Raw genomic sequence first — 26,456 nt, 5'->3', positions numbered from 1 at the left:
GGGGCCTTTCCGGATTACGCCCAAAGCATGATCCGGAAAAGTGCGAAGCGGCTTTCCGTAAAGATCTCTCATCCAAATCCCATCGCGCTTCAGCCGCCGCGATCGGGATCGTCATCCCCTGCGCTCGTCGTCTGCCGCGCTTTCGCCGCAAGCTGCCCCTTCAGCCGTGCGAGCGCCTCGGCCGACCAGTCATTGACATCGGTCACCGCGACCCAGGCGTCGACGTAATGCTCGGGTGCGTAGACATGGCCAAAGCCCATCGGCGTATGGGTGGCGACCGCCATGTCGAGGGCGAGCTGCAGCATCGTGACGATAGGATACCACTGCAGCTGAGGTGAGACGTCGGGCCCGCGCGGCACCGTCATCCAGGCCGGCGCCCGGTAGGCGTCGCGGTAGGAAAAGAACGTGATCGCGTCACTGGCATATTGCAGATAGACGACGCGCATCGGACCCCACGGCGCATCTGCCGGCACTGTCGCTCCATTCTGGTTCATGAAGCGGACGAAGCGGCCGTCGCGAAATTCCGGCAGCCACGCCGGCGTGCCCGGGTTGCGGTTCGCGGTGATCGAGCGCCAGATGCGGCTTTCGAACGGCGGCCCGCTCCAGAGCGCGCCCGCAATCGGATCGCCGATCGTCTCGAACAACTCCGCAGATTTTTCCGAGTTCATGGCGCCGAGACTGAGTCCGTGCAGATACAGCTGCGGCCGACCGTCCTTCGGCAGCGTCGTCCAGTAGCCATAGATTTCAGCGAACAGCGCACGCGAGGCCTCTGCTCCGTACTCCGGCTGGAAGAGCAGCGACAGCGGGCTGTTGAGGTAAGAATATTGTATCGCCACGCTCGCGACATCGCCATGATGGAGACATTCCACCGTGTCCATCGCGGCCGGATCGATCCAGCCGGTGCCGGTCGGCGTGATCACGACCAGGACCTTGCGCTCAAAACCGTGCTGACGCTTCAGTTCGTCGAGCGCGAGCTTGGCGCGCGCCTGCGGCGTGTCGCGGCCGGCGAGCCCCACATAGACGCGCACGGGATCCTGGGCGGGCCGTCCCGTGACGGCGCTGATCTCGGCTGCGGTCGGGGCCGAGGCAATGAACCGCCGCCCCATGCGCCCGAGCTCCCGCCACTTCACGAGGGAGTCCGGGCCGCCCGTTCGGTTCGACGCGGTCGGCTGCGGTCGCTCGGGCTCGAGCAGGATATCGAGCTCGCGAAAGGAGGAGTCGAGCGCGTTGAATACGGTGCGGATCAGGACATTGCTGGCGATCGACCAGAACAGCAAGCCCGCGATCAGCACGCCGATGACGTTCGCCACTTTCGGCGGGATGACGTGCCGCGCGCGGGCGGCGAGAAAGCCGGCGACCAGCGTGAACAGCCGTCCCAGCACCAGCAGAACCACGAACGTGACCAGGGCGATGGCGCAGACCTTGAACGGATGCGCGGTCTCGACCGGTGCCATCTTCATCACGGCGCGGATCGAGTTTTGCCATTCGGCGGTGCGCCACAGGCATACCAGGACAACGAGCAGGCAGATGACGGCGGCCAGCGCATTCGCAATCGATCTCGCGCGCGCCGCCGGTTCGGGCAGTTCCAGATAGTGCCACAGCCGCCGCCACAGCACGCCGGCGAAATAGCCGATCGCAAAGCAGCCGCCGGCGAGGGCACCTTGCGTGAAATAGCTGCGCGGGATCAGCGTCGGCGTCAGCGCGGCCGCGAAGAGCAGCGCGCCCAGCATGAGGCCGACGCCGGAGAGCGAGAGCAATTGGCGCCGAATGAACCACGCGAGACTCTTCAATGAATCCTCCGAGGTGATGCTATCCCTTGTCGCTCCTCATGGATCCGCTCTTCCGCGGCAGGAGAATCGTGAATTCGGCGAACTCTCCCGGCGCCGTCGCGACGTCGATCGTGCCGCCGTGCTGCTTCACCACGATGTCGTGGCTCATCGACAGCCCCAGGCCGGTGCCTTCGCCGGCAGGCTTGGTGGTGAAGAACGGATTGAACATCTTCTCCTTCACCTCGTCCGGAATGCCGGTGCCGTTGTCGCGGATGCGGATCTCGACGCTGTCGCCGCGGTCGCGCGTCGCGGCAAGCACCACCGGCGCGTAGTCGGCGGCGCCGTCCGCCCTGCGCTTTGCGACCGCATGGAAGCCGTTCGAGATCAGGTTCAGCAGCACCCGGGTGATCTCCTGCGGAAACACTTCGGCTTGTCCGGCCGCGGGATCGAGCTCGCGCTCCAGCGACACGGTGAACCCCGGCTTTTCGGCGCGCGCGCCGTGATAGGCGAGGTTGAGGCTTTCCTCGACCAGCGCGTTGATGTCGCTCAGCCCATGCTCCCCGCCGCCCTCGCGCGAATGCAGCAACATGTTCTTGACGATGGAATCGGCGCGGCGGCCGTGCTCCACGATCTTTGCCAGATTGTCCTTCAGGAGGCCCGTCAGCTCCTCGACGTCCGCGCGCACGTCCTCGGCGAGCGATACCGGCGCAAGCACGTCGTTCAGCTCCTCGGTCAGCTCGGCAGACAGCGAGGCGAAATTGTTGACGAAGTTGAGTGGGTTCTTGATCTCGTGCGCGATGCCCGCGGTGAGTTGGCCGAGGGATGCGAGCTTCTCGGTCTGGATCAGCCGGTCCTGCGCGGCGCGCAGATCGTCCAGCGATCTGGCGAGCTCGCTTGTGCGGTCCTGCACCTCGTTGAACAGGCGCGTGTTCTCGACCGCGATCACCGCCTGGTCGGCAAAGGTCTTGAGCAGGTTGATCGCCTTGTCAGGAAAATGGCCGGCCTCCGGCCGCGTGACGGCGATGGTGCCGATCGCGACGCCGTCGCGCAGCATCGGCACCACGAGGATACTGCGATAGCCTCGGGTCCGCGCCAGTTCCTTCATGGCCTCGGTGAGGCCGGGCTCGTTCTGCATGTCGCTGCGGAATGCATACTCTCCACTCCTTGCCACCCGGCTGTGAATGCCTGATGCCGCCAGCGGCGCCGGGAAGGAGCTGAGCAGATCGGCGTTGCCGGCTTCATTGTCGGTGGTGAAGGCCGCCAGATGCAGCATGCCGTCGATGACGCGGGTGACGGTGGAGGAGTGCCCGCCGATCAGCGACTTTGCGCTGTCGGAGATGGCCTGGAACACCGGCGTGACGTCCGATGGTGAGGCTGCGATCACCTTGAGGATATCGGCGGTCGCGGTCTGACGTTCCAGCGCTTCCCTGGTGGCGTTGAACAGGCTGACATTCTTGATCGCGATCACCGCCTGGTCGGCGAAGGTCTGGAGCAGCCGCACATGATGCTCGGCGAAGCTGCCAGTCACACGGCGCGTGGCGATGATGATGCCGATGGCTTCGCCCTCGCTCATCAGCGGGGTGAACAGCATGCTGCGATAGCCCCGCGCACGCGCGATGTCGCGTGCGGCCGGCTCGAGCTCGGTGTCGGGCAGTTGCGCGGCGGCACCATTGGCAACGAGCTGATAGGGCGGGAACTGTGCGAACGGCACGGGGAACGAGGCCTGGAGCACGCGATCGCCGGCCGGATCGGTCGGCGTGAATGCCGCAAGGTGGGCGGCGCCGTCGATATAACGCAGCACCGCGGTGGAGAAGCCTCCGATCAGCCGGTTGGCGTTGGCAGCGATGGCGTCGAACACGGGCTGCATATCGGACGGCGAGGCGGCCATCACCTTCAGGATGTCGGCCGTGGCGGTCTGCCGCTCCAGCGCCTCGCGCGTCTCGTTGAACAGCCGCGCGTTCTCGATGGCAATCACGGCCTGGTCGGCAAAGGTCTGGAGGAGCTGTACGAGATCGGGCGCGAATGCGCCGGGCTCAGCGCGCGTGACGCTGATCATGCCGACCGGCGCGCCCCGGTTCATCAGCGGCATGAACAGCACGCTGCGGAAGCCGCGCAGCCGCGCCAACTCCCGGTTCATCTCCGGAACGTCGGCGGCCTCGCTGTCCGGAAACTGGATCGTCTCGCCCTCGCGCACCAGCGCAAAGGTCGGGAAGTCCGCGATCTTGCGCGGGAACGCGGCCCTCAGCCCTTCGTCCGCCTCCGGGCTGGTCGGTGTGAACGCCACGAGGTGCAGCTCGTCGCCGATGAACTGGAGCACGGTCGCGGAGAAGCCGCCGAGCAGGTGCTTCGAGCTGGACGCGATCGCCGCGAAAACCGGTCGCGCGTCGGAGGGCGAGGCCGCGATGGTGCGCAGGATCTCGGCGCTCGCGCTCTGGCGATCCCGCGCAATCGCAAGCTCGCTGCGCAGCCGCGCGTTCTCGGCTGCAAGTTCAGCGGCGATATCCTTCGGAGGGTTGGTCATTCGCAATCCGGCTTGATGCCGCGACAGGCGCGGCACCGGGCCGGATTATCACATCCCGCGCGGCAGGAGCCAGCCTCGACGACAGCGGCACCGAACTGAGACGAGACTGGATTGAAGCGACGAAGCCGGCAGGCGGGATCACCTCTCCCCGTCGGAGTGAGGTGGATGCGGCGCAACCAGCCGGGCTTGATGCCCCCCATGCTCAAGTGCGCCCGCTCACGTGCCCGGCCGCGACACCTCGGTCTCCTTGCTGGTGATGAACTCGAGCAGCACCGGGACGCCTTCCTGCGTCTTCTGGATGCCCCGCTTGATCGCGGGCACGATGTCCTCCGGCCTGGTCACCCGCTCGCCATAGCCGCCGAAGGCGCGCGCCATCGCGGCGTAGTCGCCGGAAATGTCGGTCGAGCGATACTTTTCGGTCGAGACCGGCATCACCTTCAGTTCGATCGCCATCGAGAAATTGTTGAGCAGGATCGACATGATCGGGATGCGCTCGCGCACCGCCGTCTCGAAATCCATGCCCGTGAAGCCGATGGCCGCATCGCCCCAGACATTGATGCAGAGCTTGTCGGGCCTTGCGAGCTTGGCGCCCATCGCCAGCCCAAGGCCGTAGCCAAGTTGCGTCGTCTTGCCCCAGCCGAGATAGGTGAGAGGTTCGACGGCTTTCCAGAACGGAGAAAGCTGGTCGCGCGGACTGCCGGCATCGTGGGTGATGATGGTGTTCTCGATGTCGACGGTGTGCTGGAGGTCCCACAACACGCGGTACGGGCTCAAGGGTGCGTCGTTGCTGGTCAGCTTCGGCATCCATTTCGCCAGCCACTCCTTGTGCGAGGCCGCGATCTCGGCCGCGACCGCCGAGGCGTCGCGATCCGTGGTGACTGTCTTGCCGATCTCCTCCAGCAGCGCGTCGAGCACGAGGGCGGCGTCGCCGACCAGGCCGATCTTCGCTTCCACGTCCTTGTTGAGATGATTGGGATCGAGCGTGGAGTGAATGATGGCCTTGCCCTTCGGCATCGCGATGCCGAAATTGGTCTCGGTGAAGGAGCAGCCGATGCCGAAGATGACGTCGGCCTCGCTCAGAAACTTCGGAACCGCGCGCGGCACCGCAAGGCCGCCGGAGCCGAGCGAGAGTGGATGCGTTTCCGGAAACGACGATTTGCCTCCGAGGCTGGTGGTGACGGGGATCGCCAGCCGCTCGGCGAGCCGTTTCAGTTGCGGCCACGCCTGTGCGTAATGCACGCCCTGGCCGGCATAGATGACCGGCCGCTTCGCCTTGACGAGAAGGCCGGCCGCTTCCTTCACATGCACGGGGTCGGCGCCGTAGCGGGTGCGCAGCACCGGCCTATAGGCGAGCGGCTCCGGCACCTCCTCGTTCCACATGTCCGAGGGGATCTCGACGATCACAGGCCCGCCGCGGCCGTTCTTCAGCTTGGTGAAGGCGCGGCGGAAGATGTTGGCGACTTCGGTCGCGAGGATGATCGGCTCGGACGATTTCGCGAACGGTTTCATCGCCTCGCTGGAATTGAAGTTCGGCTCGATATGCGAAAGCCTGCGCTGATAGCCCATCGGCAGCACCAGCACCGGCACGGACTCGCCGAAGCACTGGGCAACACCGCCCATCGCATTCTCCGCACCCGGCCCGTGCTGCATGCAGAACGCGCCGATGCTGCGCCCCGACGTGACCCGCGAGATCGCATCCGCCATGTGGATGCCGACGCGCTCCTGCCGCACCATGACGGGGCGGATCTCGGCTTGCGCCGCGTGCTCGATCAGATGGTTGACCGGATAGCCGCAGAGGATCTCGATCCCCTCGCGCCTCATGATTTCCGCGATCGCGGTCCCGAGCTTCATGACGTCTCTCTCCCTGGGGCATGGCCGGTTGGTCCCGGCCGATTGGAGAGAGAGGATCAGGAATTACGCGAGGCGTAAAGCATGCACGGCAGGTGCGGCGGTAGGCCAGCTATGCATCGCGGGCGTGCAGTGGCTCCGACCGGCGATAGTCGCTGCAGCGGCTCGCCGTCGGTCGCGCGCACTGCAGCAGGCGCGAGGCAGCAACCAGATCCGGCGTCTCGAATCCCTCGGCGAAGCCTTCATAGATCGGGGCAAGCAGCCGGACAGCCTTGGTCCTGCGGCCGGTCCCGATCCAGTGTGCGGCGAGATCGGTGGCGATGCGCAATTCGAATGTCGCGGCCCCTATGGCGCGCGCCTCGGCGAGCGCCTGTTGTAGCCGCTTTTCGGCGCGCAGCGGCTCGCCGGCGTGGAGAAGGACCACTGCGTCGACCCGTTGAAGCTCCGACCGGCACCAGCGCTCGCCTTGACGTTCCTGATGGCCGATCGCCCGCGTGATGGCCTCGCGCGCCTCCGCGATCCGCCCTTGCCGCAAATAGGCGCGGGCGAGGACCGCGAGATAGCTGCCGATCCGCATCAGGAAGCGACATTCGATCAACTCTTCGATCGCGGCCCGAATATCCTCCACCGCGCGCCGATCGCCATGCAGGTCGCGAAGGCAGGCGGAGAAATAGCGCTCGACCGGAACCCAGCGCGAGATGCGCTCACGTTCCAGGTTGCGACGCAGACGCTCGGTGAAGCTCGCGAGCGCGTCCAGATTGCCGGTTTCGAGCGCGACGGGAAGCGCGGCGAGTCCGAGCGCATTCGACTGCGATACCCAATGGCCGCTGCGATCCGCGGCCTCGACGGCGTCGCGGGCGAGCTTCGCAGCGTAGTCGGCTTGCCCCTGCATCCACGCCACGAACGGCAGGTTGAAGCGGACGGTGATGAACCGGTAGACTTCGTTCGCATCCTTGCGTGAACGGCCCTTGGCCGGCGAATAGGTTGCCGCGAGACGATCCAGAACTGCGCGGCTCTTGCTCAATTCACCGGCAAAGGCGCAGGCCCATGCCAGCGCGCGGTCGGCTTCGGAGGTTGCCGTCAAATCGCGGTCGCGGTCGGCTAGCTCGGTGGCCTCTTCGAGATAGGTTATGGCGCGCGGGACCTGGCCAATCTGCAGCAGGTAGAAGGCAAAACCGACCAGCGCGCGCTGCTGATACTCGATGTTGCCGGAGCTCCTTGCAAAGGCGATCGCATCGAGCCAGGCGACCTCGTTCTCATTCGACATCTTGCGGGCGTAGAACAGGCTCCTTCCAAGGGCGCAGGCGAGCTTTGCCTTCAACAGATCGTCGCACGCGACGGTCTCGGCCAGGGCGAGCGCCTCCTCCAGCCGCGCCTGCGCTTCCGACAGGATGGAGGTTTCCGACCACAAGGTGATCGCTGCAACCGTGAGCTTGATTCCGAGGACAGGATCGCCGTCCTCGCCGAATGCCCATGAAAGAGCGGCGCGCAGATCGGCGATGCGACCAAGGTAGCGCTGTGTCCAATCGGCCGGCTCGCGCCAGTTCCATTCCTCCTCGGATTGTTCGAACAGCGCGAGGACGCGTTGCGCATGGCGGCGCAGCGCCTGGCCGCAGGCAGGATCGGCCCGGCGCCGCTCGGCGGCATAGCGCCGCGTGCTGTCGAGCAATCGGTAGCGCAGGCTTGCGCCCTGGGCCTGCGCGCTCAATAGCGATTTGGCGACGAGACTGCCGAGTCCGGTGACGACGTCGACCGGCGTGAGCCCTGCCGCCTCGGCGATGAAGACCGCGTCCTCAACCTCGAACGCGTCGCTGAACACCGACAGCATGCCGAACAGTCTGGCTTCCCTCTGCGACAGCAGCCTGAAGCTCCAGTCGATCGTCGCCATCAGGGTTTCCTGGCGCGGCGGCGTGCCATCGGTGGCGGGGGCGCGAAAACCCAGATTGTGGTCGAGGATTGCCACCAATTCGCGAGGATTGAACCTGCCGATCTGGGCTGCCGCCAACTCGATGGCAAGCGGAATGCCGCCAAGTGAGTGGCAGATCCAGGCGATGGCCTCGCAATCACGATCGACGAACTGGTAGTCCGACCATTCGGCGGCGCGGCGAACGAACAACTGCACCGCAGGAAACCTGAGGGCCTGATCGACGGTCAGGGCATAGCCGGATTTCGGTGAGGCCAGCGAACCCAGCCGGACGACATGCTCGGTGGCGGTGCCGAGCGGCTCGCGGCTCGTGGCAAGCAACCTGGAAGGCGATGTGTCCGCCATGAACCGGCCGGCGAAGATCGTCGCGGCGGGCAGCACATGCTCGCAATTGTCGAGAATGAGCAGCATCTGCCGCGGTCTCAAATAGTCGAGGGCCGCAGCCAGACTGTTGTCCGGATTGCCTCTGATGCCCAGCGCCGTCACCAGTGCCGCGCCGAACAGCGTCGGATCGGAGATCGTGGCGAGATCGACGAAGCAGACGCCGTCGCGACACCGTGGTGCAAGTGCCTGGGCGACCGCCACGCCAACCGTCGTCTTGCCGATTCCTCCGGCGCCAGCCAGGGTCACGTGCCTGTTGTCGGCCAGCAGACCGGCGATCTCGACGATTTCCGCTTCACGACCAACGATGCCGCGCGGCATTGGCGGATTGGACAACGGGAGCGGTTCGGCGGGCGCCAGATCGTCCTCGATCTCGCCGATGCTGATTTGCACCTCGGCGATGAATTTGTACCCGCGGCGCGCCACGGTCGCGATGTAGGCGGGCTCGATCTGGTTATCTCCCAGCGAACGCCGCAAGCTCCACATGTTGACCTTGAGATTGCTGTCGTGGAGGAAGGTGCCCGGCCAGGCCGCGGCCATCAGCTCATTCTTGCTGACGAGTTCGCCGCAGCGCTGCACCAGCACTTGCAAGAGTTCGAATGCGCGCCCGCCCAGTTTGACCGGGCGTCCGTCGAGAAGGAGCAACTGGCGGCGGGGAACCAGTCGAAATGGGCCGAAGCAGTATGTGAGTTCCTGTCGGAGTGTGGCCCGTTGCCGTGTCTCCGTGGCAGCCCGCATTGATCCATGCCAATCGATCGAACAGATCGCCTGCCATTATCATGCACTGCAAACTGGTTGAAGGGAGACGTTCTGAATTCGCACGATTGCCGCGGGCATCTGCCGCGGGATTGCTGCGACAAAATCGCTCATGCGCCGGCCGGAAGGTGCCGGCGCGCGGAACGGATTCTCGACCGAACTCGCTATTTTTGGTGTTTGCCAAGAACCGCCATGCGCATGACTTCGACGCCGCCGTCGGCAAGTTCCGGTAGCTTGGCGAACCAGTCCTTCACATAAGGCATCATGATGAGCTCCTTTACATGTGATCGTGAGTGCGCGGCGGCCAGGTCACCGGCACTGACCGGTCGCGCGCCACGTTTGAGGGCGTCAGCGCACGACTTTTTGCTGCCGTTTTGCCAGGGCCTCGCTGAAGCGCCTCTTGACCGGGTCGAGCGCTTTGACGAATTCGAGTTGCTCGCCCTCGGGACCTTTGCAATAGATCAGCTCCCAACCGTTCGAAGGCTCCGCCGTCACGCGGTTTGTGTTGGCGCTGCGTGGAGCCGCCTTGCGGTCTGCTTCCGTCATGACGCGGATGGTGCGGTTCGCTCTCACCTGTGTCATGCCGCGGCGCGCGGACTCGGCTTCGAGGTCGGCGATGAACTTGTTGAAGTCGACGTCGTCGCGAACGTAGAAGCAGATGTGCATCATGCGCGGAAAAGCCGGGCTCATGTGCTCCAGCGGCTCGGCAAAGCTCTTCGCGCTGCCCATGGGCTGATCGGCCTCACGATATTGCAGCAGTTCGAGCACCATGTTGTCGAACTGGATGAAGCGGACATCGAGCCGCTGCGCTCCGCTTCGCAGGTCGGGAACGCCGATCGTCCGCGGATTGACCCCGCGTGCGTTCGCCTCGATCTCCTGGTCGGCCAGCAGCGTGTTCTGCACCCCGTCGCCCTGGAAGTCGCCATGACGAAAGACCTCGGTGCCGCCGAGCACCTCCGTATAGAATTCGTAAGCCCGCTCCATGTTCTGGACCGTCAGCCCGAAATGCTGGACGCCCTGGAGCCGCGCGCCGAGCGGCGCCTCGTTGCGCTCGGCTGGGGTCATGCCGTCCGGCGCCGCGGACGCGACTGACGGCATGCTGCCGACCGCAAGACCGGTGATCATCGCGGCGCCTGCCGTGCGAAGCAGATTGCGGCGTTCGATTTCGGCAATGTTGCACGTTTCGTCGGTCATTCTCGCCTCCTCGGTCTGAGTGATGTCATGTGTCGGTCAGCCGGCGTCCGGAAGCGGAGCAGCTGGATTGACGAGACCGGCCGATCGAAGTTCGCGCCAGAAATCGCCGGGTATTGATTGGTCAAGGGCCGCGCGGTCCTCGGCGATGCGGCCGGGCCGGCTCGCCCCGGGGATCACGGCGGCGACCACCGGGTTTGCCAGCGCGAACTGCAGGCCTGCGGCCTTCATGCTGATGCCGTAGCGATCGGCGATCGCCTTGATCCGCGCCACCTTGTCGAGGATCTCCGGAGGCGCCGGCGCATACTCGAAGTTCGGACCGCCGACGAGCGCGCCCGAACTGTAGGGCCCGCCGACGACGATCGCGAGCTCATGCTCCGCAACCATCGGCATCACCCGCTGAAGCGCCCTCGCATGGTCGAGCAGCGTGTAGCGGCCCGCGAGCAGGAAGCCGTCGGGGCGCGGCTCTTCGAGCGCGAGCAGCAGCTCGATCGGCTCCACCCGGTTGACACCCAGTCCCCATGCCTTGATCGCGCCCTCGTCGCGCAGCCGGTCGAGCGCCTTGAATGCGCCCTTGCGGGCGCTTTCGAAGACCGAGAGCCACTCGTCTCCGTAAAAATCCTGCGCGACGTCATGCACGAAGACGATATCGACATGGTCGGTGCCCAGCCGCTTCAGGCTGCCCTCGATCGAGCGCAACGTCCCGTCCCGGGAGTAGTCGTTCACGATCCTGTTCGGACGACCATGTTTGAAGACGCCGCCTTTCTCGCCGAGATCGCGGGCACTGACATCCTCGACTTCGTCCAGGATCAGGCGCCCGACCTTGGTGCTGACGACATAATCGCGCCGCGGCCGGCCGGCGAGCGCTGCGCCTATGCGGATCTCGGCAAGACCTGCGCCATAGAAGGGCGCCGTGTCGAAATAGCGGATGCCGTCGTCCCAGGCGGCATTCACCGTCGCGACGGCTTCCTGCTCCGGGATGTCACGGAACATGTTGCCGAGCGGCGCCGCGCCGAAGCCCAGTCTTCCCGGCAGAATATCCTTGAGGGCCATGATGCATATCCTTCGCTGGTAACGGACAGGACCATCGTCGGCGACTTCACTGGCTCATCCGGCCATTGCGGTATTTCCGATTCCTGCGCGATGACGGACGTATCTTGCTGATCAGGACCGGATCAACCGTTCAAGCCAATCGAGTGCATCGTTCAAGCCTTTGTCTTGCTTGCCTTTTACCTCTTTTAACCGCGCCGGCTCTGGACTTCGCTCCTGCGCCTTGTGAGAAATCCGCATCGGCGTGGCAGCGACCGGGGCTGCAACTCACCACCGGATGGAATGATCGCTCGCTCGCGATACGGGGCCGGGATTCGCCGCAACTGAAGCGGAGGTCATGATGGCGCTCGTGACGCATGGAGATCAAAAATATCAGAACAGCGAGAAGCTCGCGGCGGCCAACGATTGGCCGGGGCTGAGCATCGAGCATCGCAAGTTCGAGGCGGGATGTCAGGCGACGCCCGTTCCGATCTGCACCGAGCTCGTCATGCTGCTGTCAGGCGGTGGGATGGTGTGCCGCGCCGGCAACGGCGAAGTCCAGAAGAGCCTCGCGCGGCCGGGCATGAGCTACCTCGTGCCCGTGGGGACGCAGGAGAGCCATCTCGAGCTTTCCGACCGGATGGAATGTCTTCATCTCTATCTGCCGCCGGCGCTGCTGGACCAGAGCGCCCTCGCGGACTTCGACATCGATCCCGCAAGGGTCGAGATCGCCTACGCTCACGGCCTGGCGGACCAGGTGCTATTCCACATCTGTTCGCCGCTTCGCGACCTGCTCCATCGTCCCCGCCAGCCGACCGATGCGCTGTTCGTGGAGGGGATCCAGGTTGCGCTCGCGGCGCATCTTCTGGGGAATTACACGACCGACCGCTGGCACACGCCCGGCAGGTCGCCGTCGCTCGATCCGCGGCGCCTTCAGCGCGTGCTGGACTATATCGAGGCATCTCTTGGCGACGACATCAGGCTCGAGGATCTGGCGGCCCAGGCCTGCCTCAGCCCCTATCATTTCTCGCGGCTGTTTCGCGAAGCGACCGGATTGTCACCGCACCGCTACGTCACCGATCGCCGCGTCCAGGCTGCGCGGCACGAGCTCGCACGCGATCGCCTGTCACTGGTCGAAATTGCTCTGGAGTTCGGTTTCGGCTCGCAGGCCAATTTCACGCGCGTATTCCGCAAGGCCGCAAGTCTCACACCGGGGCAGTATCGCGAATTGTGCTGCGGCCAGGCCGACGTGAAAGCCGATCGCAACAATATTGCATTCCGCAAAGATTGCGCATGATCCCGCAGGATTCGCGAATACGGCTCGGTTTGCATCGTGCAGTGCTGTTACGACGACCAGATACGCGAGGGGATATACCGACATGATCGAGCTCACAGTGAACGGGATCAAGCGCCAGGTCGACGTCGTTCCCGAGATGCCCTTGCTGTGGGTGCTGCGCGACGAGCTCGGCATCACCAGTGCCAAATATGGCTGCGGGGTCGCGCAATGCGGCGCCTGCACGGTTCACATCGACGGAATGGCGGTGCGGTCCTGCCAATCGCATATCGGCGAGGTCGCGGGCAAATCGGTCGTCACGCTCGAAGGCCTGGACAACAAGGACCACCACCCGGTCTTGCAGGCCTGGATCGAGCATCAGGTCCCGCAATGCGGCTACTGTCAGACCGGACAGATCATGCAGGCCATCTCGCTGCTTGGACTGATCCCTGAACCCAACGACGAGCAGATCAATCAGGTGATGTCGGGCAACCTCTGCCGCTGCGGTACCTATCCGCGCATCCGCGCGGCGATCCATGCGGCGGCGAAGAAGAAGATGGCGGAGAAGTGACATGGGCCACATGCAGACCCTTTCGCGTCGAGCGTTTGTCGTCGGCTCCGCTGCCATCGCCGGCGGCATCGCTTTCGGCGCCTACGCCAGTGCCGAAGCGGCCACCAGTGCAAGCGACAATCCGCTGGCCGCCGGCCTCGGCGCGAATTCGGTCACCTTCAATCCCTGGGTCGAGATCAGCCCGGACAAGATCACGCTGATCGCGCAACACGCCGACATCGGCCAGGGCGTCGGCTCGGTGCAGCCGATCATGATCGCCGAGGAGATGGACCTCGATCCCGGCCAGTTCGAAATCCGGTTCGCCGCTCCGAGCCCCGCCTATTTCAATACAGGCTTCGCCGACGAGTTCGCACCGTTCGTGGCCGCGGACCAGAGTCCCGCCGCCGAGGAAGCGCGCGCCAAGACGCTCGAATGGCTCCGGGAGTCCGGCCTGCAGATGACGGGTGGATCGAGCACGATCCCGGACACCTATCAAAAGCTGCGTGTCGCCGGTGCGATCGCGCGCGAGACGCTCAAGGCGGCTGCGGCCAAACGGTCGGGCGTCGCGGTGGCCGACCTTCGTACCCAATCAGGCCATGTGATCCTGCCCAACGGAAGCAAGATCGCCTATGTCGCGCTCGCGGCCGAGGCGTCGAAAATTCCGCCGGTGCTCGATGCGCAGCCGCGCGATCCGTCGAAATGGCGCATGCTCGGCAAGCCGATGATGCGGCTCGACGTCCGCTCGAAAGTGATGGGCGAGCTGAAGTTCGGCATCGACATGAAAACGGAGGGCATGCTCTATGCCTCCGTCAAGCTGAACCCCAACAAGGGGCAGCCGCTGAAGTCGTACGACGCCAGCAAGGCGCAGTCGATGCCGGGGGTCAGGAAGATCCTCGAAATCAAGAACGGCGTCGCGGTGATCGCGACGAACAGCTGGTACGCAATGAAGGCGGTCGACGCCATCGCATGCGAGTGGGCGCCCTCGGCCTATCCCGCCGAGCAGGCCGACCATTGGAAGGTGCTGGAATCCTCTTTCAAGCCGGAATTTCTGGGCAAGGAGTGGCGAAAAATCGGCGACATCGAAGCCGGCCTGAAGACGGGCAAGCTCGTCGAAGCCGAATATCGCGCACCCTATGTGGGGCATCAGCCGCTCGAGCCACTGAACGGGATCGGCCTCGTCACCGACAAGGGCATGGAGATCTGGGTCGGCCATCAGAGCCCGCGCTTCGTGCAATGGGTCGCGGCGACCGCGATCGGCCTCAAGCCGGAGCAGATCACCTTCCACAACCAGTGGACCGGCGGAAGTTTCGGCCATCGTCTCGAGTATGAGAACGTCCGCGTGCTCGCCGAGATCGCCAATCAGATGAAGGGAACGCCGATCAAGCTCGTGTTCTCGCGCGAGGAGGATTTCCTTCAGGACATTCCGCGGCAGATTGCGATCGCGCGGCATCGCGGCAGCGTCGACAAGAGCAGGATCGTCGCCGCCGATCTGCAGCTGGCCTCGACGACGCCGCTCAAGGGACTGCTCGAGCGTTCGGGCACGCCCTCGAAGGATCCCGACGGGCAATTGGCCGCCGGCCTGTGGAATGTCTATTACGACATCCCCAATTTCCGGGCCACCAGCTACGAGGCGCAGGGACTGTCGCCGAGCACCACGTGGCGGTCGGTCGGCGCCTCGACATCGGGCTTCTTCACGGAGAGCTTCATCGACGAATTGATCCATGCGGCCGGTCTCGATCCCATGAAGGCGCGCATCGCGATGTGCACCGTGCCGCACTATCGCAAGGTGCTGGAGACTGTCGCGGAGATGTCGGACTGGAAGGGACCGCTCGGCAACGGTCGAGGACGGGGCGTTGCCTTCGTGGAATCGTTTGGCACGCCGACCGCTGAAGTCGTCGAGGTGACGGCCACGGACCGGGGCATCAGAATCGACAAGGTCTGGGTCGCGGCCGATGTCGGCAAGGTCGTCGATCCCGTCAATTTCGAGAGCCAGGTGCAAGGTGGCGTCGTCTGGGGGCTCGGCCATGCGATCAATTGCGAACTCACTTACGCAAAGGGCGCGGTGCAGCAGACCAACTACAACCACCATGAAGCCATGCGGATCTATCAATGTCCGGTCATCGAAGTTCGCGGGCTGGAAAACGATCCGAAGGTGAGGGGCATCGGAGAGCCGCCGGTTCCGCCGGCCGCGCCTGCGCTCGCCAATGCGATCTTCGCGGCCACCGGAAAGCGCATCCGCGAAATGCCCTTCAACAAGTTCATCGATTTCGTGTGAGGCGAGCCATGAGGAGATCTCTGATTGCGGTCGTCTTCGCAGCTTCTGCCGTCGCGGCGCTCACCGGGATCGTTGTGGCCAAGGACGATGCCGGCAAGGACGTGCTGCCGCCCGGCAGCGTCAGCCGCGCCCAGGGACTGGAAGCCTGGAAGCGGATCGAAGCCGTCGTGACCCATCCCCGGTGTGCCAACTGCCATGTCGATGCCAAGGCCATACCCATCTGGACGCCGGCCGGCGAAACCAAGCCCCGCCCACATGGCATGAACATCCATGGCGGCGAGAGCCGCATCGGTGCGGAGGCGATTCCGTGCTCGACCTGTCACATGACCTCCACCCAGGCGAATGAGCCGGCACCGTCGCCGCCGCGCGCCGGTATCGACTGGCAACTCGCGCCGGTGGCCTTCATCTGGTTCGGCAAAAGTGGTGCCGAGATTTGCGCGCAGATGAAGGATCCCAAGCGCAACGGCGGCCGCGACGCCGCTGGCCTCGTCGAGCACTTGCGGCACGATGCGTCGCTGAGCGGCTTCATCCCGCGGGGCTGGGCGCCCGGTGCAGGCCGCTCGACGCCGCCGGGCACTTTCGAGGATCACGTCAAGGACATGGCGACGTGGGGAGCGGCCGGGCAACCCTGTCCGAATTGATGTGTTCGCTGTCTCAACTCGGGCTGACCAGTCTCCTACTTGCAGTTCTTGCAAATCGTCAGCTTTCGCCTCAGCGCCTCATCGTCCTGATCGAGCGATTCCTGCCCTGCGGAACTGTTCTTCGCTGCGCGTGACCTCGCGGGCGGCGCGACCGGGCTCGAGGCGTCGCGGTCTTCGCTGCCGACGGTGAAGCCATCGTAATCGGCAGCGGGATTCGGCGAGGGCGGTAGTGCGCCGATCACAGGAGTCGAAGTATCTGTGCCGGGTGTCGCCAAGGCTGGAGCGCGCTTCGGCCGCGAATTCTTGGCGTTCGAAGGTGGGGGCGATGCAATCGGAGCAAGCGAAACCGGCGGTGCCACTGGAGCCTGCCCCCTCGCGCTATCCTGTGCCCAGAGGCCGACACACACAAGGCCGAGGCCCAAGAACGTCGTGCGTCTCATCCGCATCCTCAAATAGCTTTGTTCAATGATCGATCGCATGGTCATTCGAGCCACGCCGTGTGGAAGAATATCGGGGCTCAAATGACCGTCAAAGTTGACGGAAATAGGGAGCTGGCTCCACCCGGGCCACGATCCCTTGTGTGGCCCGACAGACAAAACACGCCAAAGCTGGGTCAATCGCGGTCCGCAGGATATTCGTATTGACCGAAATTCGGATATAGCGTAGAACCCGAAACATCCAGGCCCGCCACAAGGGGCGTTTCGCGATCGTCACGGGACGCGGGCCGGGATGCGGTGGCCGCGACGGCGTCGGCGCGCAAGATTGGCTGCAGGGCGGTGATCCCGTGAGCAGCAGCGGGCGCGATACGACACGGCGCTGACAGCGTCTTCGTATGGTCTCGACGGTGAGCGCACGCCAGCCGGTGAGAACCCAGCGAAGATGCGCGCGGACGGAGAAGTCGTGTGGTCCTGACGCCCGGGGTCTGTGCGTCAAGTCATGTGGTGATGCTCACGGCCCAACCGGGCACGCACATCAGCCATCTGCATGGCGACGGGGGCAATAGTGCATCGCTCCCCGGGGAGAGCACGAAGGACACCGTTAAAACCATCCGCGCAGGGAAGGCCGGAATGCCGGCATCACCTGTCGTCCACCCCGTGCGCGTTCTTATTGCACACGCGGGACCTCGGGTGCCAGCCGGCGCCCGGCCTTCCTTGCGCCCTCGCTTTCGAGAAGGGCGGAAGACGAGAGCAAAGCTCGGGCAGGACGCGCCGCGAGGATGCGAAGGTGTGTGTGCGATGCCGTAGGATGGGTAGAGCACTTGCGAAACCCATCATGTTCGACCTGGAAGAGGCGTTGATGGGTTTCGCTTCGCTCTACCCACCTACGAACTCTGTCATTGCGAGCGTAAGCGAAGCAATCCTGACCGCTTCCGCGGAAATAGTCTGGATTGCTTCGTCGCAAGGGCTCCTCGCAATGACGGCGGTTGGAGAGATGCCGATGTCTACGGCGACCGGCGCCTCGCTACGCCTTCTCCTCCAGCGCGCGGCACAGCCTTCGGATGATGACGCCGCGGGCGCGGTCGTCGGCGGCGGCTGCGACTCGATCGTTGATGTCGAGCATGAGCTCGGACATCTCGTTGTGCCAGTCGAGACGGGTCACGGCCTCCGGCGCGAGCCGCCGGCGATGATCCACGTCGAGCACGCGCGGTTCGGGGGCGGCGAGCTCATAGATATCGTCCAGCATCGGCTGGTAGACCTTGGCCGCGGGAATGATGCGTTCGGCCACGCGCTCGGCGAGCCCCGCAATCGCTCCTTCCTCGCCGTGGACCAGGAACAGCCCGCGAGCGATGGGGCGGCGCGCCGCGATCCAACTCGCCATGCCGGCCCCGTCGGCATGACCCGAATATTCGTCGATCATGCGGATGCGGGCTGCGACCTTGATCTCCTCGCCCTGGATCCGCACGGCCCTGGTCCCGTTCTGGAGGAAGCGGCCGAGCGTGCCGTTGGCCTGGAAGCCGGCGAGAAGCACGGTCGCGCGCTGATTCCACAGCCAGCGCTTCAGATGATGGCGGATGCGGCCGGCGTCGCACATGCCGCTTGCGGCGATGATGATGTGGAATCCGCTGAGACGCATGATCGCCTTGCTCTCGTCCACGGTTTCGGTGAATTTGAGATGCGGAGAGTTGAGCAGGCGGGCGGCGTCGACGGCTGGGTCGAGGCTCTCGGAATGCCGGCGGAACACTTCGGTCGCGCGGATCGCGAGCGGCGAGTCGAGGAAGATCGGTGCGGTCGGAATCGCGCCATGCTCCATCAGGTCGACGAGATCGACGATCAGCTCCTGGGTGCGCTCGACCGCAAAGGCGGGAATCAGCAGCGCGCCGCCGGCCGCCGCGGCGTCGCTTACCTCGGCGGCGAGGTGCTTGCGGCGGAGTGCGGGTGTCGTGGCCTCGCGCACCCGGTCGCCATAGGTCGATTCCGAGATGACGTAATCGAAATCGGTTGGGGCTTCGGGATCGGGCTGGAGCAGCTTGGCCTCCGGCCCGACGTCGCCGGAGAGCAGCACGCGCAGCGGACGCGGCGAACCTTGCTCGACGATTTCGAGCTCGATCGAGGCGGAGCCGAGCAGATGGCCGGCGTTCCAGTAGCGCGCGCGGACGCCCGGGATCACGTCGGTCCAGCGTTCATAGTCAACCGGGCGAAACGATTGGAGCGATGCGATCGCATCGGCCTGCGTGTAGATCGGCTGCACCTCCTTGCGCCCGCGCGAGGCGTTGCGTCGGTTGAGCTGGGTGACTTCCGATTCCTGGATGCTGCCGGCGTCGGGCAGCATGTAGGAGCAGAGATCGATCGTGCCGCGCGTCGCCAGGATCGGCCCCTCGAATCCCGCGCGCACGAGTTTCGGCAGCAATCCACTGTGGTCGATGTGGGCATGTGTGAGCAGCACGGCATCGATATCGGCGGGGCGAAACGGAAAGGCGCCGTAGTTGAGCTCCTTCAGCGTCTTCTGGCCCTGGAAGAGCCCGCAATCGACCAGGAAGCGGCCCGTCGCGGTCTGGAACAGATAGCTCGACCCGGTCACGGTGCGGGCTGCGCCGCAAAATCGAACGGTGATGCTCATGTCGTCGTCTCCGGAAGATGTGTCGTGGCCAGTTCGGACCGCAAGGCGGCCGCGAGAATCTCGTCGAGCGGGATCGCATTGCTCGGATGCGGCACGCTGTCCGTCGAGCGGATCGACCGTATGCCGGCCTCGGTGAATGCGGCGATCAAAGCGGGTGGAAACAGCGCGTGCGTCACGACCGCATCGACGACCGTCGCCCCCATTGCTCTCAGCACCTTCGCTGCGGCCGTCAACGTCGTTCCGGAGGAGACGATGTCGTCCACCATGAGCGCCGGTCGTCCCGCGATCAGGGCGGGATCGGCAAAGCTGACGGCGACGGAGCGATCGCCGTGCCGCGTCTTGCGCGCCACCGTGTGCTGCAACCCCAGGCGGCTCGCGACATCGCTCACCCAGGGCTCGGACTCCATGTCGGGCCCGATCACGACGGTTGCTGGGTCCATGCTGCCGGCCGCCAGCGCCTTCGCGATGGCCGGCATGGCGGACAGGTTCTCCGCTTCGATACCAGGGAACACCGATCTGATGTCGAGGGTGCGATGCAAATGCGCATCGACGGTGACGACGCGGTCCACGGTTGTTGCAAGCAGATTGCCCATGGCGCGCTGGCTGATGGCCTCGCCCGCATGAAATGCAGCATCCTGCCGCATGTAGCAGAGATAGGGCGCGACCAGGACGAGCCGTTTCGCGCCGCCACGTCGCAGGGCCTCCGCAGCGAAGAGCAGGGTGATCAGCTTGTCGTTGGGTTGATCGAGCGGGGCATAGAGGATCGTGGTGTCGCTCGCCGGCGCGACTGCAACGCGCAGTTCTCCGTCCGGAAAGCGGTGCACGGCGATCTCGCCGCAGGCAAGCCCGAGCCGCGCCGCGAGCCGCCTCGCCGCGTCGGCGCCGGACGGCAATGTCTGGAGCGCGATCGTGCTCACGGCGTCGTCGTGCCCTGCAGGGCTTCGTGACCGTTGACGAGGTAACCGGTCTCTTCGGCGGCGGCGTCGGCGACCAGATCATGCTCGGGGTGGTCGAAAGTGTAGACGCGATAGAGCGGCTCGCCCTGCTCGACACGATCGCCGATCTTCTTGAACAGGTGGATGCCGGCGCCCTTGTCGAGCGGCGCGCCGGCGGTGCGGGCGAGGCGGTTCAGGCGCAGGCAGTCGATGGCGGACACGATGCCGTCATGCATCGCCTTGACGTCGAAGCTGAGCGGTCCCAGTTCGTTGCTGCATGTCGACGGACCCTGCGCGTCGATGATCTTCTGCATCTGCTTCAGCGCCGCTCCGCTGTCGAGCAGTTCGCGCGCCCGGGCATAGCCCGCGCCGCCGCGCAGCTTCGGGTCGTATTCCAGGAGATGGGCGGCGAGCCGGAGCGATTTCTCGCGCAGATCGCGCGGCGCGCCCGGCTCGTTTCCGAGCACCGCCATGACGTCGTTGGCTTCGAGCACGGGGCCGATGCCGTTGCCGATCGGCTGGCTTCCGTCGGTCGTGATCACCTCGACCGAGCGGCCGAAGCGGTCGCCGACGAATTCGAACAGCTTTCGCAGCCGCATCGCCTCGACGCCGCCGCTGACCTTCGCGGTCGGCCCGACCGGAATGTCGATCAGCAGATGGGTCGAGCCTGCTGCGATCTTCTTGGACATGATGGAGGCGACCATCTGCTCGCGGGTATCGAGGCTCAGGGGGCGCTCGACCGAGATCAGGACGTCGTCGGCCGGCGACAGGTTCACGTGCCCGCCCCAGATCAGGCAGCCGTTGCAGGCCGAGACGATTGCCTTCATCTCCTCGACGCCGATATTCACCCGCGCCAGCACCTCCATCGTGTCGGCGGTGCCGGCGGGCGAGGTAATGGCGCGCGAGGAGGTCTTCGGGATCGGCAGGCCATGGGCGGCGACGATCGGCACCACGACCATCGACGTGCGATTGCCGGGGATGCCCCCGATGCAATGCTTGTCGACGACGACCGGGTTCGGCCAGATCAATTGCGTGCCGGCCTGCGCCATTGCCCCCGTGAGGGCAAGAAGCTCGTCGCTGGTGATGAAGCTGGCCGAACCGATCAGGAAGGCGGCGATCTCCATGTCGGAGTAGCGGTAATGCGCGAGGTCGCTGATGATCGCGCCGATCTCGGCCTGGCTCAAGGTCCGTCCGCGGATCTTCGCGCGCACCGCTTCCAGGCTCTCCGGAGGCGAGGCAGGCCTGACCGTCACCAGCGTGCCGACGGCTTCCGCAAAGCGCCGGAATGCAGGTTCGGAGAGGCCGATCTCGTCCGAAGCCGCCAGCGTATCGTCATCCGTGATCAGCAGCGTCGCCAGCAGAACCTTGTCGCCACGACGAAGCTCGACGCGGCTGAAGCCGCGGAAGATTTCCGCGCGCAGCGCCTTCGAGTGCCGGGAGACGACGACGACGTTCTCACGGCCGGTATCGAGGCGGACGCGGCGGATCTTCAGTTGGGAGTGCGGAAGGTCTGGATGCATGGACAGGCCGGCAGCAGGGAGTTGGACCTCCATGCTTAAGCGTCGCCGTTCCGGCGCTGTTGACCCAGATCATGGCCCGCGGGTCGGGGAGACACATGGGGCGAGGGGCGTGGCACGCCGTTACGCGGGCCAGGGCCAGCCGTTACTTCATCGCCGAGCTGATCGAGTTGAACTTGTTGTTGAGCAGCGCGCCGCCCGTGTTGTTCACGACGGTCACGATTGCCAGGGCGATCCCGGCGGCGATCAGGCAATACTCGATGGCGGTTGCGCCATTCTCATCGGCAAGGAAAGACCTCAGCAGATGCATTGCCAGCTCCTGTTCATCCGATCCAATGCATGGTCGCGTCCTAATCGGACTCGTAAATCGATCGAATATGTCTTTGTGCGCGCCGGAAGAATTGGGCCCGCGCCATCGCGACCCCGCTCATACGACGGCACTCATTAAATTAAGGTTCCGTCGATCCGTCCAAATGGTTTCAAATCGGCAGGCCAGGGCTGCACCGGCCCAAGGCGCGGTAGTGTAGCCGCTTAACCGATTGTTGAGCCTGTTCGTCAACGGGTCGGCAAGGACATCTCCGTCGCGCTTCATCCGCTCCGGCCGTCCGCATTCAGCGCCCGCAGCATGGCGATGCGGGCGAACATCACCCATCCGCCGCCCGTCTCGGCCGCATTGATCAAGGTCTCGATGGCGGTCTGCCAGTGCGCCTCGTGCTGGGCGTCATCGGGCAGGTGCATGATGTAGTCCGCCGCATCCTGAAGCGTCAGCAGCTTGCGCTTGTTGCCCACGCGAACGGGATCGTCGAACGCCGTCGACCAGGGCATGTCAGGCCGGCCGATCGGCGGGGAGAGACATCACGGCGCGATTCGCGGGGCGTGATGCTGCTAGCCGGCCTTCTTCGCCCGCGCCGGTGTCCGCACCGGCTTGTCGGCCGCCTTCTTCGGCGTGGCCACAGCCTTCGCCGCAGCTTCCTTGCCGCCCTTGCCTGATATCGGCAGCAGCATCTCGCGCTGGCCCTCGACGCGCTTTTTCGGCCTCTTGCCCTTAACGGTCTCCTTGGCGACCTTCGCCGCGGGAGCCGCGTCCTTCTCGTTCGCGATGCTCTTCTTCAGCGCGTCCATCAGATTGATGACATTGCCGCCGGTCTTCGGTGTGGCCTTCGCGGTGATCGGCATGCCGCTGCGCTTTTTGTTGATGAGATCGATCAGGGCAGTCTCGTAATGGTCCTCGAACAGCTCTGGCTCGAACGCGCCGGACTTCTTCTCGACGATGTGTTTTGCGAGGTCGAGCATGTCCTTGGTGAGCTTCACGTCCTGGATGTCGTCGAAATATTCCTTTTCGCTGCGGACCTCGTAGGGGTAGCGCAGCAGCGTGCCCATCAGCCCGCTGTCGAGCGGCTCCAGCGCGATGATATGCTCGCGGTTGGTCAGCACCACGCGGCCGATGGCGACCTTGTCCATGCTGCGGATGGTCTCGCGGATCACCGCATAGGCATCGTGGCCGACCTTGCCGTCCGGCACGAGGTAGTAGGGGCGGATCAGATAGCGGTTGTCGATGTCGGCCTTGGGCACGAACTCGTCGATCTCGATCGTGTGGGTGGAGTCGAGCGCGATCTCGTCCAGCTCGTCCTTGGTGACCTCGATATAGGTGTCGGTGTCGACCTTGTAGCCCTTGACGATGTCCTCGGAGGTCACCTCGTCGCCGGTCTCGGCGTCGACCTTGAGGTATTTGATCCGGTGGCCGGTCTTGCGGTTGATCTGGTTGAACGACACCTTCTCGGTATCCGAAGTGGCCGGATAGAGCGCGACCGGGCAGGTCACGAGCGACAGACGCAGAAAACCCTTCCAATTGGCGCGGGGGGCCATGGGCTACTCCAGACGCAACAGAGGACAAGCACCGAGGATAACATCGCCCAGGTGCGAATCATAGCAACCGCCGGCGCGGAATCTTGCAACGGCGTTAATCGCCGCCTGCGCCTTATTGCCGGACGGGCCCACGGTCCGGAACATCGCCCGGGATCACGCGTTGCCCCGGGCACTTCATAACCGCGAGGAAGTCGCGGTCATCGCAAGCGACAGCCACAGATTGAGGTCACCATGGCAACCACGCGAGAGCAGAACCGCATCGTGGAAACTCCGACCGAGGCGCGCCAGGGCGAGCCCGGGCCTTCGGTGGCGGCGCTGCTCGCCATCTCGACCGGGCTTGCGATCCTGATCCTCGCCGTCGTCTGGTTCGTCTTCTTCCGGACCTGACCGCCGGATCCGGACGCCGGCTACCCCCGGCTCGCCGCCCGACGCGGCACATTGCGCCCGCGATGCCCCGGCTCGTCCCGCGGCATGGCGGGCGCAGTCGCATTGGCTTGCAACAGGTTCTATATGACCAAAAAGTAACGTAGGCCGGTTCCCTGCGTTCATATTCAGTTCACGCCGGAATTGCTCATCTCTGGCAGTGTTCATGTAGCCTGTTCTTGCAGCCTTTGGAGAGAAGCGTGCGCCTGCTCGTTGTTGAGGACGACCCCGATCTCAATCGCCAGCTCACCAAGGCGCTGACCGATGCCGGCTATGTCGTCGATCGGGCCTTTGACGGGGAGGAGGGGCACTATCTCGGCGACAACGAGCCCTATGACGCCGTAGTGCTGGACATCGGCCTGCCGAAGAAGGACGGCATCTCGGTGCTGGAGGCCTGGCGCCGCAACGGCCGCACCATGCCGGTCCTGATTCTCACCGCACGCGACCGCTGGAGCGACAAGGTGCAGGGCTTCGATGCCGGCGCCGACGACTATGTCGCCAAGCCGTTCCACCTTGAGGAGGTGCTGGCGCGCATCCGCGCCCTGCTGCGCCGCTCGACCGGCCACGCCCAGAGCGAACTCAGCTGCGGTCCCGTCACGCTCGACACCCGGACCGGCCGGGTCAGCGTATCAGGCAATCCCGTCAAGATGACCTCGCACGAATATCGGCTTCTGGCCTATCTGATGCACCATTCCGGGCGGGTGGTCTCGCGGACCGAGCTGGTCGAGCATCTCTACGACCAGGATTTCGACCGCGACTCCAACACCATCGAGGTCTTCGTCGGCCGCATCCGCAAGAAGCTCGACGTCGACATCATCCAGACCGTCCGCGGCCTCGGCTATCTCCTGACCCCGCCGCCAGCGCCGGGGGCTTGAGGCCGAGCGGTCCGGGCTTGACGGCCGCCCTGACACGGGCCTTGGTCGGGCCCATGATCTCCGACGACCTGACTTCCAGCCTCTGCCCGGACCGTTCCGATGGCCGCTAGCTCACTTGCGAACCGACTGTTCCTGTCGGCGACCGCTTGGCTCGTGGTGATCCTGGCCATCACGGGCGTGGTGCTGTCGTCGGTCTACAAGAACGCCACCGAGCGCGCCTTCGACCGCCGGCTCAATCTTTATCTGCGCACCCTCATCGCCGAGGTCGCTACCCCCGACGAGCCGCCGGACCGACAGTTCCAGTCGCTGGGCGAGCCCCTGTTCGAGCTGCCGCTGTCCGGCTGGTACTGGCAGATCACGCGGACCGACACCGAAAAGCCGGAGGTGCGGTCCTCGCGCTCGCTCTGGGACAAGAAGCTGCCGAAGCTGGAGGAGCAGGGCGCCGAGCTCACCGCCGCCGGCATCCGCCTCGCCTATGTCGACGGGCCGGAAGGGCAGAATCTGCGCATGGTGGAACGGCCGGTGGATCTCGGCGCCGACGGCAAATATCTCGTCAGCGTCGCCGGGGACGACACCGAGATCTTCGACGAGACGCGAAGCTTCGACTACTATCTCGGCGGCACCTTCACCGCGCTCGGCATCGTGCTGCTGCTGACGACCGTGTTCCAGGTCCGCTTCGGTCTCGCCCCGCTCAAGCGCATCTCGGAATCGATCGCCGACATCCGCTCCGGCCGGGCGGAACGGCTCGAAGGTGAATTCCCGGTCGAGATCGCACCGCTGGCGCGCGAGACCAACGCGCTGATCGATGCCAATCGCGAGATCGTCGAGCGTGCGCGCACCCATGTCGGCAATCTCGCCCACGCGATCAAGACGCCGCTCTCGGTCATCGTCAACGAGGCCGGCGCCCACCCGGCCGATCCATTCGCGGCCAAGGTGATGGAGCAGGCGGACCTGATGCGCGACCAGGTCGCCCATCATCTCGAGCGTGCGCGCATTGCGGCGCGGGTCTCGGTGGTTGCGACCGTGACGGAGGTGGCGCCTGCCATCGAGGCGCTGCGGCGGACCATGGAGAAGATCCATCGCGATCGTGGCATCGTCGTCGAGGCCAGGGCCGATCCGTCGGCAAAATTTCGCGGCGAGCGGCAGGATCTGGAAGAGATGGTCGGCAATCTCGTCGACAATGCCTGCAAATGGGCGGCCTCGCGCGTCTTGATCGAGGTGCTGGTCGAGTCGCCGCACCAGGCGGGTGCGGGTCCGCGCCTGCGGATCATTGTCGATGACGACGGCCGTGGCCTGTCGGAAGCGGAACGCGCGCAGGTCTCCAGGCGCGGCCAGCGGCTCGACGAGTCCAAGCCCGGATCGGGACTGGGCCTCTCCATCGTGGTCGATCTCGCCGCGCTCTATGGCGGCAGCCTTTCGCTCGGCGCTGCGCCGACCGGTGGCCTGCGTGCCGAATTGGTCCTTCCGGGACTCTAGTTCCTTGTTTTGACGTTGTTTTTCGTCTTTATTGATCTCCGTCTGGTGGAAACCGCGGGCATTCGAACCCACTTCCTAAACGGCTTCTTAAGTGGGGCGTCCTATGATCGCGCCCGGACGCATCCCATGTCCGCCATTTTACCGTGCAT

The 26,456-nt window shown here is 65.0% G+C and carries 19 protein-coding genes; 7 read left to right on the top strand and 12 right to left on the bottom strand.

Annotation, left to right across the window (positions count from 1 at the left end):
• Positions 1-89: 89 nt before the first annotated feature.
• The 6 genes from XH96_RS26970 to XH96_RS26940 all read right to left on the bottom strand — a co-directional run bounded on the left by XH96_RS26970 (position 90) and on the right by XH96_RS26940 (position 11,443).
• Complete coding sequence (locus XH96_RS26970) at positions 90-1,730, bottom strand: alpha/beta-hydrolase family protein (protein ID WP_194394276.1); 1,641 nt, start codon at positions 1,728-1,730, stop codon at positions 90-92.
• A 79-nt stretch (positions 1,731-1,809) separates the two neighbouring features.
• Positions 1,810-4,290, bottom strand: coding sequence for a GAF domain-containing protein (locus XH96_RS26965; protein WP_194388434.1), 2,481 nt, complete (start codon positions 4,288-4,290; stop codon positions 1,810-1,812).
• 216 nt (positions 4,291-4,506) lie between these two features.
• Positions 4,507-6,141: a thiamine pyrophosphate-requiring protein gene (locus tag XH96_RS26960; protein ID WP_194388433.1), complete on the bottom strand. Its 1,635-nt coding sequence runs from the start codon at positions 6,139-6,141 to the stop codon at positions 4,507-4,509.
• 109 nt (positions 6,142-6,250) lie between these two features.
• Positions 6,251-9,028 carry a winged helix-turn-helix domain-containing protein gene (locus tag XH96_RS26955; RefSeq protein ID WP_246789758.1) on the bottom strand — a complete coding sequence of 926 codons (2,778 nt, stop codon included), beginning with the start codon at positions 9,026-9,028 and terminating at the stop codon, positions 6,251-6,253.
• Positions 9,029-9,547: 519 nt separating this feature from the next.
• Positions 9,548-10,393, bottom strand: a complete 846-nt coding sequence (locus XH96_RS26945; RefSeq protein WP_194388431.1) for a VOC family protein — start codon at positions 10,391-10,393, stop codon at positions 9,548-9,550.
• 36 nt (positions 10,394-10,429) lie between these two features.
• The gene (locus XH96_RS26940; RefSeq protein ID WP_194388430.1) at positions 10,430-11,443 is read right to left on the bottom strand and encodes an aldo/keto reductase; all 1,014 of its coding nucleotides are present in this window, start codon (positions 11,441-11,443) and stop codon (positions 10,430-10,432) included.
• 337 nt (positions 11,444-11,780) lie between these two features.
• Here XH96_RS26940 and XH96_RS26935 point away from each other — a divergent pair, with 337 nt between their 5' ends.
• The 4 genes from XH96_RS26935 (at position 11,781) to XH96_RS26920 (ending at position 16,158) form a co-directional block, all read left to right on the top strand.
• Positions 11,781-12,716 carry a helix-turn-helix domain-containing protein gene (locus tag XH96_RS26935; protein WP_194394275.1) on the top strand — a complete coding sequence of 312 codons (936 nt, stop codon included), beginning with the start codon at positions 11,781-11,783 and terminating at the stop codon, positions 12,714-12,716.
• An 82-nt stretch (positions 12,717-12,798) separates the two neighbouring features.
• Positions 12,799-13,263 (top strand): (2Fe-2S)-binding protein, encoded by a 465-nt coding sequence (locus XH96_RS26930; RefSeq protein ID WP_194388429.1) that lies wholly within the window; start codon positions 12,799-12,801, stop codon positions 13,261-13,263.
• A gap of 1 nt (position 13,264) precedes the next feature.
• Complete coding sequence (locus XH96_RS26925) at positions 13,265-15,517, top strand: xanthine dehydrogenase family protein molybdopterin-binding subunit (protein ID WP_194388428.1); 2,253 nt, start codon at positions 13,265-13,267, stop codon at positions 15,515-15,517.
• Between the two features lie 8 nt (positions 15,518-15,525).
• Positions 15,526-16,158 carry a hypothetical protein gene (locus XH96_RS26920; protein ID WP_194388427.1) on the top strand — a complete coding sequence of 211 codons (633 nt, stop codon included), beginning with the start codon at positions 15,526-15,528 and terminating at the stop codon, positions 16,156-16,158.
• Between the two features lie 1,461 nt (positions 16,159-17,619).
• On the opposite strand, the gene XH96_RS26915 is transcribed toward XH96_RS26920, so the two are convergent.
• From XH96_RS26915 to XH96_RS26890, 6 genes are all read right to left on the bottom strand, one after another.
• Positions 17,620-19,215, bottom strand: coding sequence for an MBL fold metallo-hydrolase (locus tag XH96_RS26915; protein ID WP_194388426.1), 1,596 nt, complete (start codon positions 19,213-19,215; stop codon positions 17,620-17,622).
• Positions 19,212-20,132 (bottom strand): ribose-phosphate diphosphokinase, encoded by a 921-nt coding sequence (locus XH96_RS26910; protein WP_194388425.1) that lies wholly within the window; start codon positions 20,130-20,132, stop codon positions 19,212-19,214. Before XH96_RS26910 ends, XH96_RS26915 begins: the two co-directional genes overlap by 4 nt.
• Entirely contained in the window at positions 20,129-21,670 is a 1,542-nt protein-coding gene (locus tag XH96_RS26905) for a thymidine phosphorylase family protein (RefSeq protein ID WP_194394274.1), read from the bottom strand. The genes XH96_RS26910 and XH96_RS26905 overlap by 4 nt, the downstream gene beginning before the upstream one ends.
• Before the next feature lie 142 nt (positions 21,671-21,812).
• Positions 21,813-21,977, bottom strand: coding sequence for a Flp family type IVb pilin (locus tag XH96_RS26900; RefSeq protein WP_194388424.1), 165 nt, complete (start codon positions 21,975-21,977; stop codon positions 21,813-21,815).
• A 278-nt stretch (positions 21,978-22,255) separates the two neighbouring features.
• Positions 22,256-22,492, bottom strand: coding sequence for a hypothetical protein (locus tag XH96_RS26895; protein ID WP_194388423.1), 237 nt, complete (start codon positions 22,490-22,492; stop codon positions 22,256-22,258).
• A 60-nt stretch (positions 22,493-22,552) separates the two neighbouring features.
• Positions 22,553-23,533 carry a Ku protein gene (locus XH96_RS26890; protein WP_194388422.1) on the bottom strand — a complete coding sequence of 327 codons (981 nt, stop codon included), beginning with the start codon at positions 23,531-23,533 and terminating at the stop codon, positions 22,553-22,555.
• A 231-nt stretch (positions 23,534-23,764) separates the two neighbouring features.
• Here XH96_RS26890 and XH96_RS26885 point away from each other — a divergent pair, with 231 nt between their 5' ends.
• The 3 genes from XH96_RS26885 to XH96_RS26875 all read left to right on the top strand — a co-directional run bounded on the left by XH96_RS26885 (position 23,765) and on the right by XH96_RS26875 (position 26,307).
• Positions 23,765-23,920: a hypothetical protein gene (locus tag XH96_RS26885; RefSeq protein WP_162832009.1), complete on the top strand. Its 156-nt coding sequence runs from the start codon at positions 23,765-23,767 to the stop codon at positions 23,918-23,920.
• A 236-nt stretch (positions 23,921-24,156) separates the two neighbouring features.
• Positions 24,157-24,831 (top strand): response regulator transcription factor, encoded by a 675-nt coding sequence (locus XH96_RS26880; RefSeq protein WP_011085905.1) that lies wholly within the window; start codon positions 24,157-24,159, stop codon positions 24,829-24,831.
• A gap of 99 nt (positions 24,832-24,930) precedes the next feature.
• Positions 24,931-26,307, top strand: a complete 1,377-nt coding sequence (locus tag XH96_RS26875; protein WP_194388421.1) for a sensor histidine kinase — start codon at positions 24,931-24,933, stop codon at positions 26,305-26,307.
• The last annotated feature ends 149 nt before the right edge of the window (positions 26,308-26,456 follow it).

This window comes from Bradyrhizobium sp. CCBAU 51765, from assembly GCF_015291725.1.
In the GTDB taxonomy this organism is placed as follows: Bacteria; Pseudomonadota; Alphaproteobacteria; order Rhizobiales; family Xanthobacteraceae; genus Bradyrhizobium; species Bradyrhizobium liaoningense.
This window is presented reverse-complemented; position numbering and strand designations above follow the sequence as displayed.

Coding starts and splice junctions, on each gene's coding strand:
- XH96_RS26970 (WP_194394276.1), bottom strand. CDS start 1,730: ATGCTGGGCGCGCTGCTCTTCGCGGCCGCGCTGACGCCGACGCTGATC.
- XH96_RS26965 (WP_194388434.1), bottom strand. CDS start 4,290: ATGACCAACCCTCCGAAGGATATCGCCGCTGAACTTGCAGCCGAGAAC.
- XH96_RS26960 (WP_194388433.1), bottom strand. CDS start 6,141: ATGAAGCTCGGGACCGCGATCGCGGAAATCATGAGGCGCGAGGGGATC.
- XH96_RS26945 (WP_194388431.1), bottom strand. CDS start 10,393: ATGACCGACGAAACGTGCAACATTGCCGAAATCGAACGCCGCAATCTG.
- XH96_RS26940 (WP_194388430.1), bottom strand. CDS start 11,443: ATGGCCCTCAAGGATATTCTGCCGGGAAGACTGGGCTTCGGCGCGGCG.
- XH96_RS26935 (WP_194394275.1), top strand. CDS start 11,781: ATGGCGCTCGTGACGCATGGAGATCAAAAATATCAGAACAGCGAGAAG.
- XH96_RS26930 (WP_194388429.1), top strand. CDS start 12,799: ATGATCGAGCTCACAGTGAACGGGATCAAGCGCCAGGTCGACGTCGTT.
- XH96_RS26925 (WP_194388428.1), top strand. CDS start 13,265: ATGGGCCACATGCAGACCCTTTCGCGTCGAGCGTTTGTCGTCGGCTCC.
- XH96_RS26920 (WP_194388427.1), top strand. CDS start 15,526: ATGAGGAGATCTCTGATTGCGGTCGTCTTCGCAGCTTCTGCCGTCGCG.
- XH96_RS26915 (WP_194388426.1), bottom strand. CDS start 19,215: ATGAGCATCACCGTTCGATTTTGCGGCGCAGCCCGCACCGTGACCGGG.
- XH96_RS26905 (WP_194394274.1), bottom strand. CDS start 21,670: ATGCATCCAGACCTTCCGCACTCCCAACTGAAGATCCGCCGCGTCCGC.
- XH96_RS26900 (WP_194388424.1), bottom strand. CDS start 21,977: ATGCATCTGCTGAGGTCTTTCCTTGCCGATGAGAATGGCGCAACCGCC.
- XH96_RS26895 (WP_194388423.1), bottom strand. CDS start 22,492: ATGCCCTGGTCGACGGCGTTCGACGATCCCGTTCGCGTGGGCAACAAG.
- XH96_RS26890 (WP_194388422.1), bottom strand. CDS start 23,533: ATGGCCCCCCGCGCCAATTGGAAGGGTTTTCTGCGTCTGTCGCTCGTG.
- XH96_RS26885 (WP_162832009.1), top strand. CDS start 23,765: ATGGCAACCACGCGAGAGCAGAACCGCATCGTGGAAACTCCGACCGAG.
- XH96_RS26875 (WP_194388421.1), top strand. CDS start 24,931: ATGGCCGCTAGCTCACTTGCGAACCGACTGTTCCTGTCGGCGACCGCT.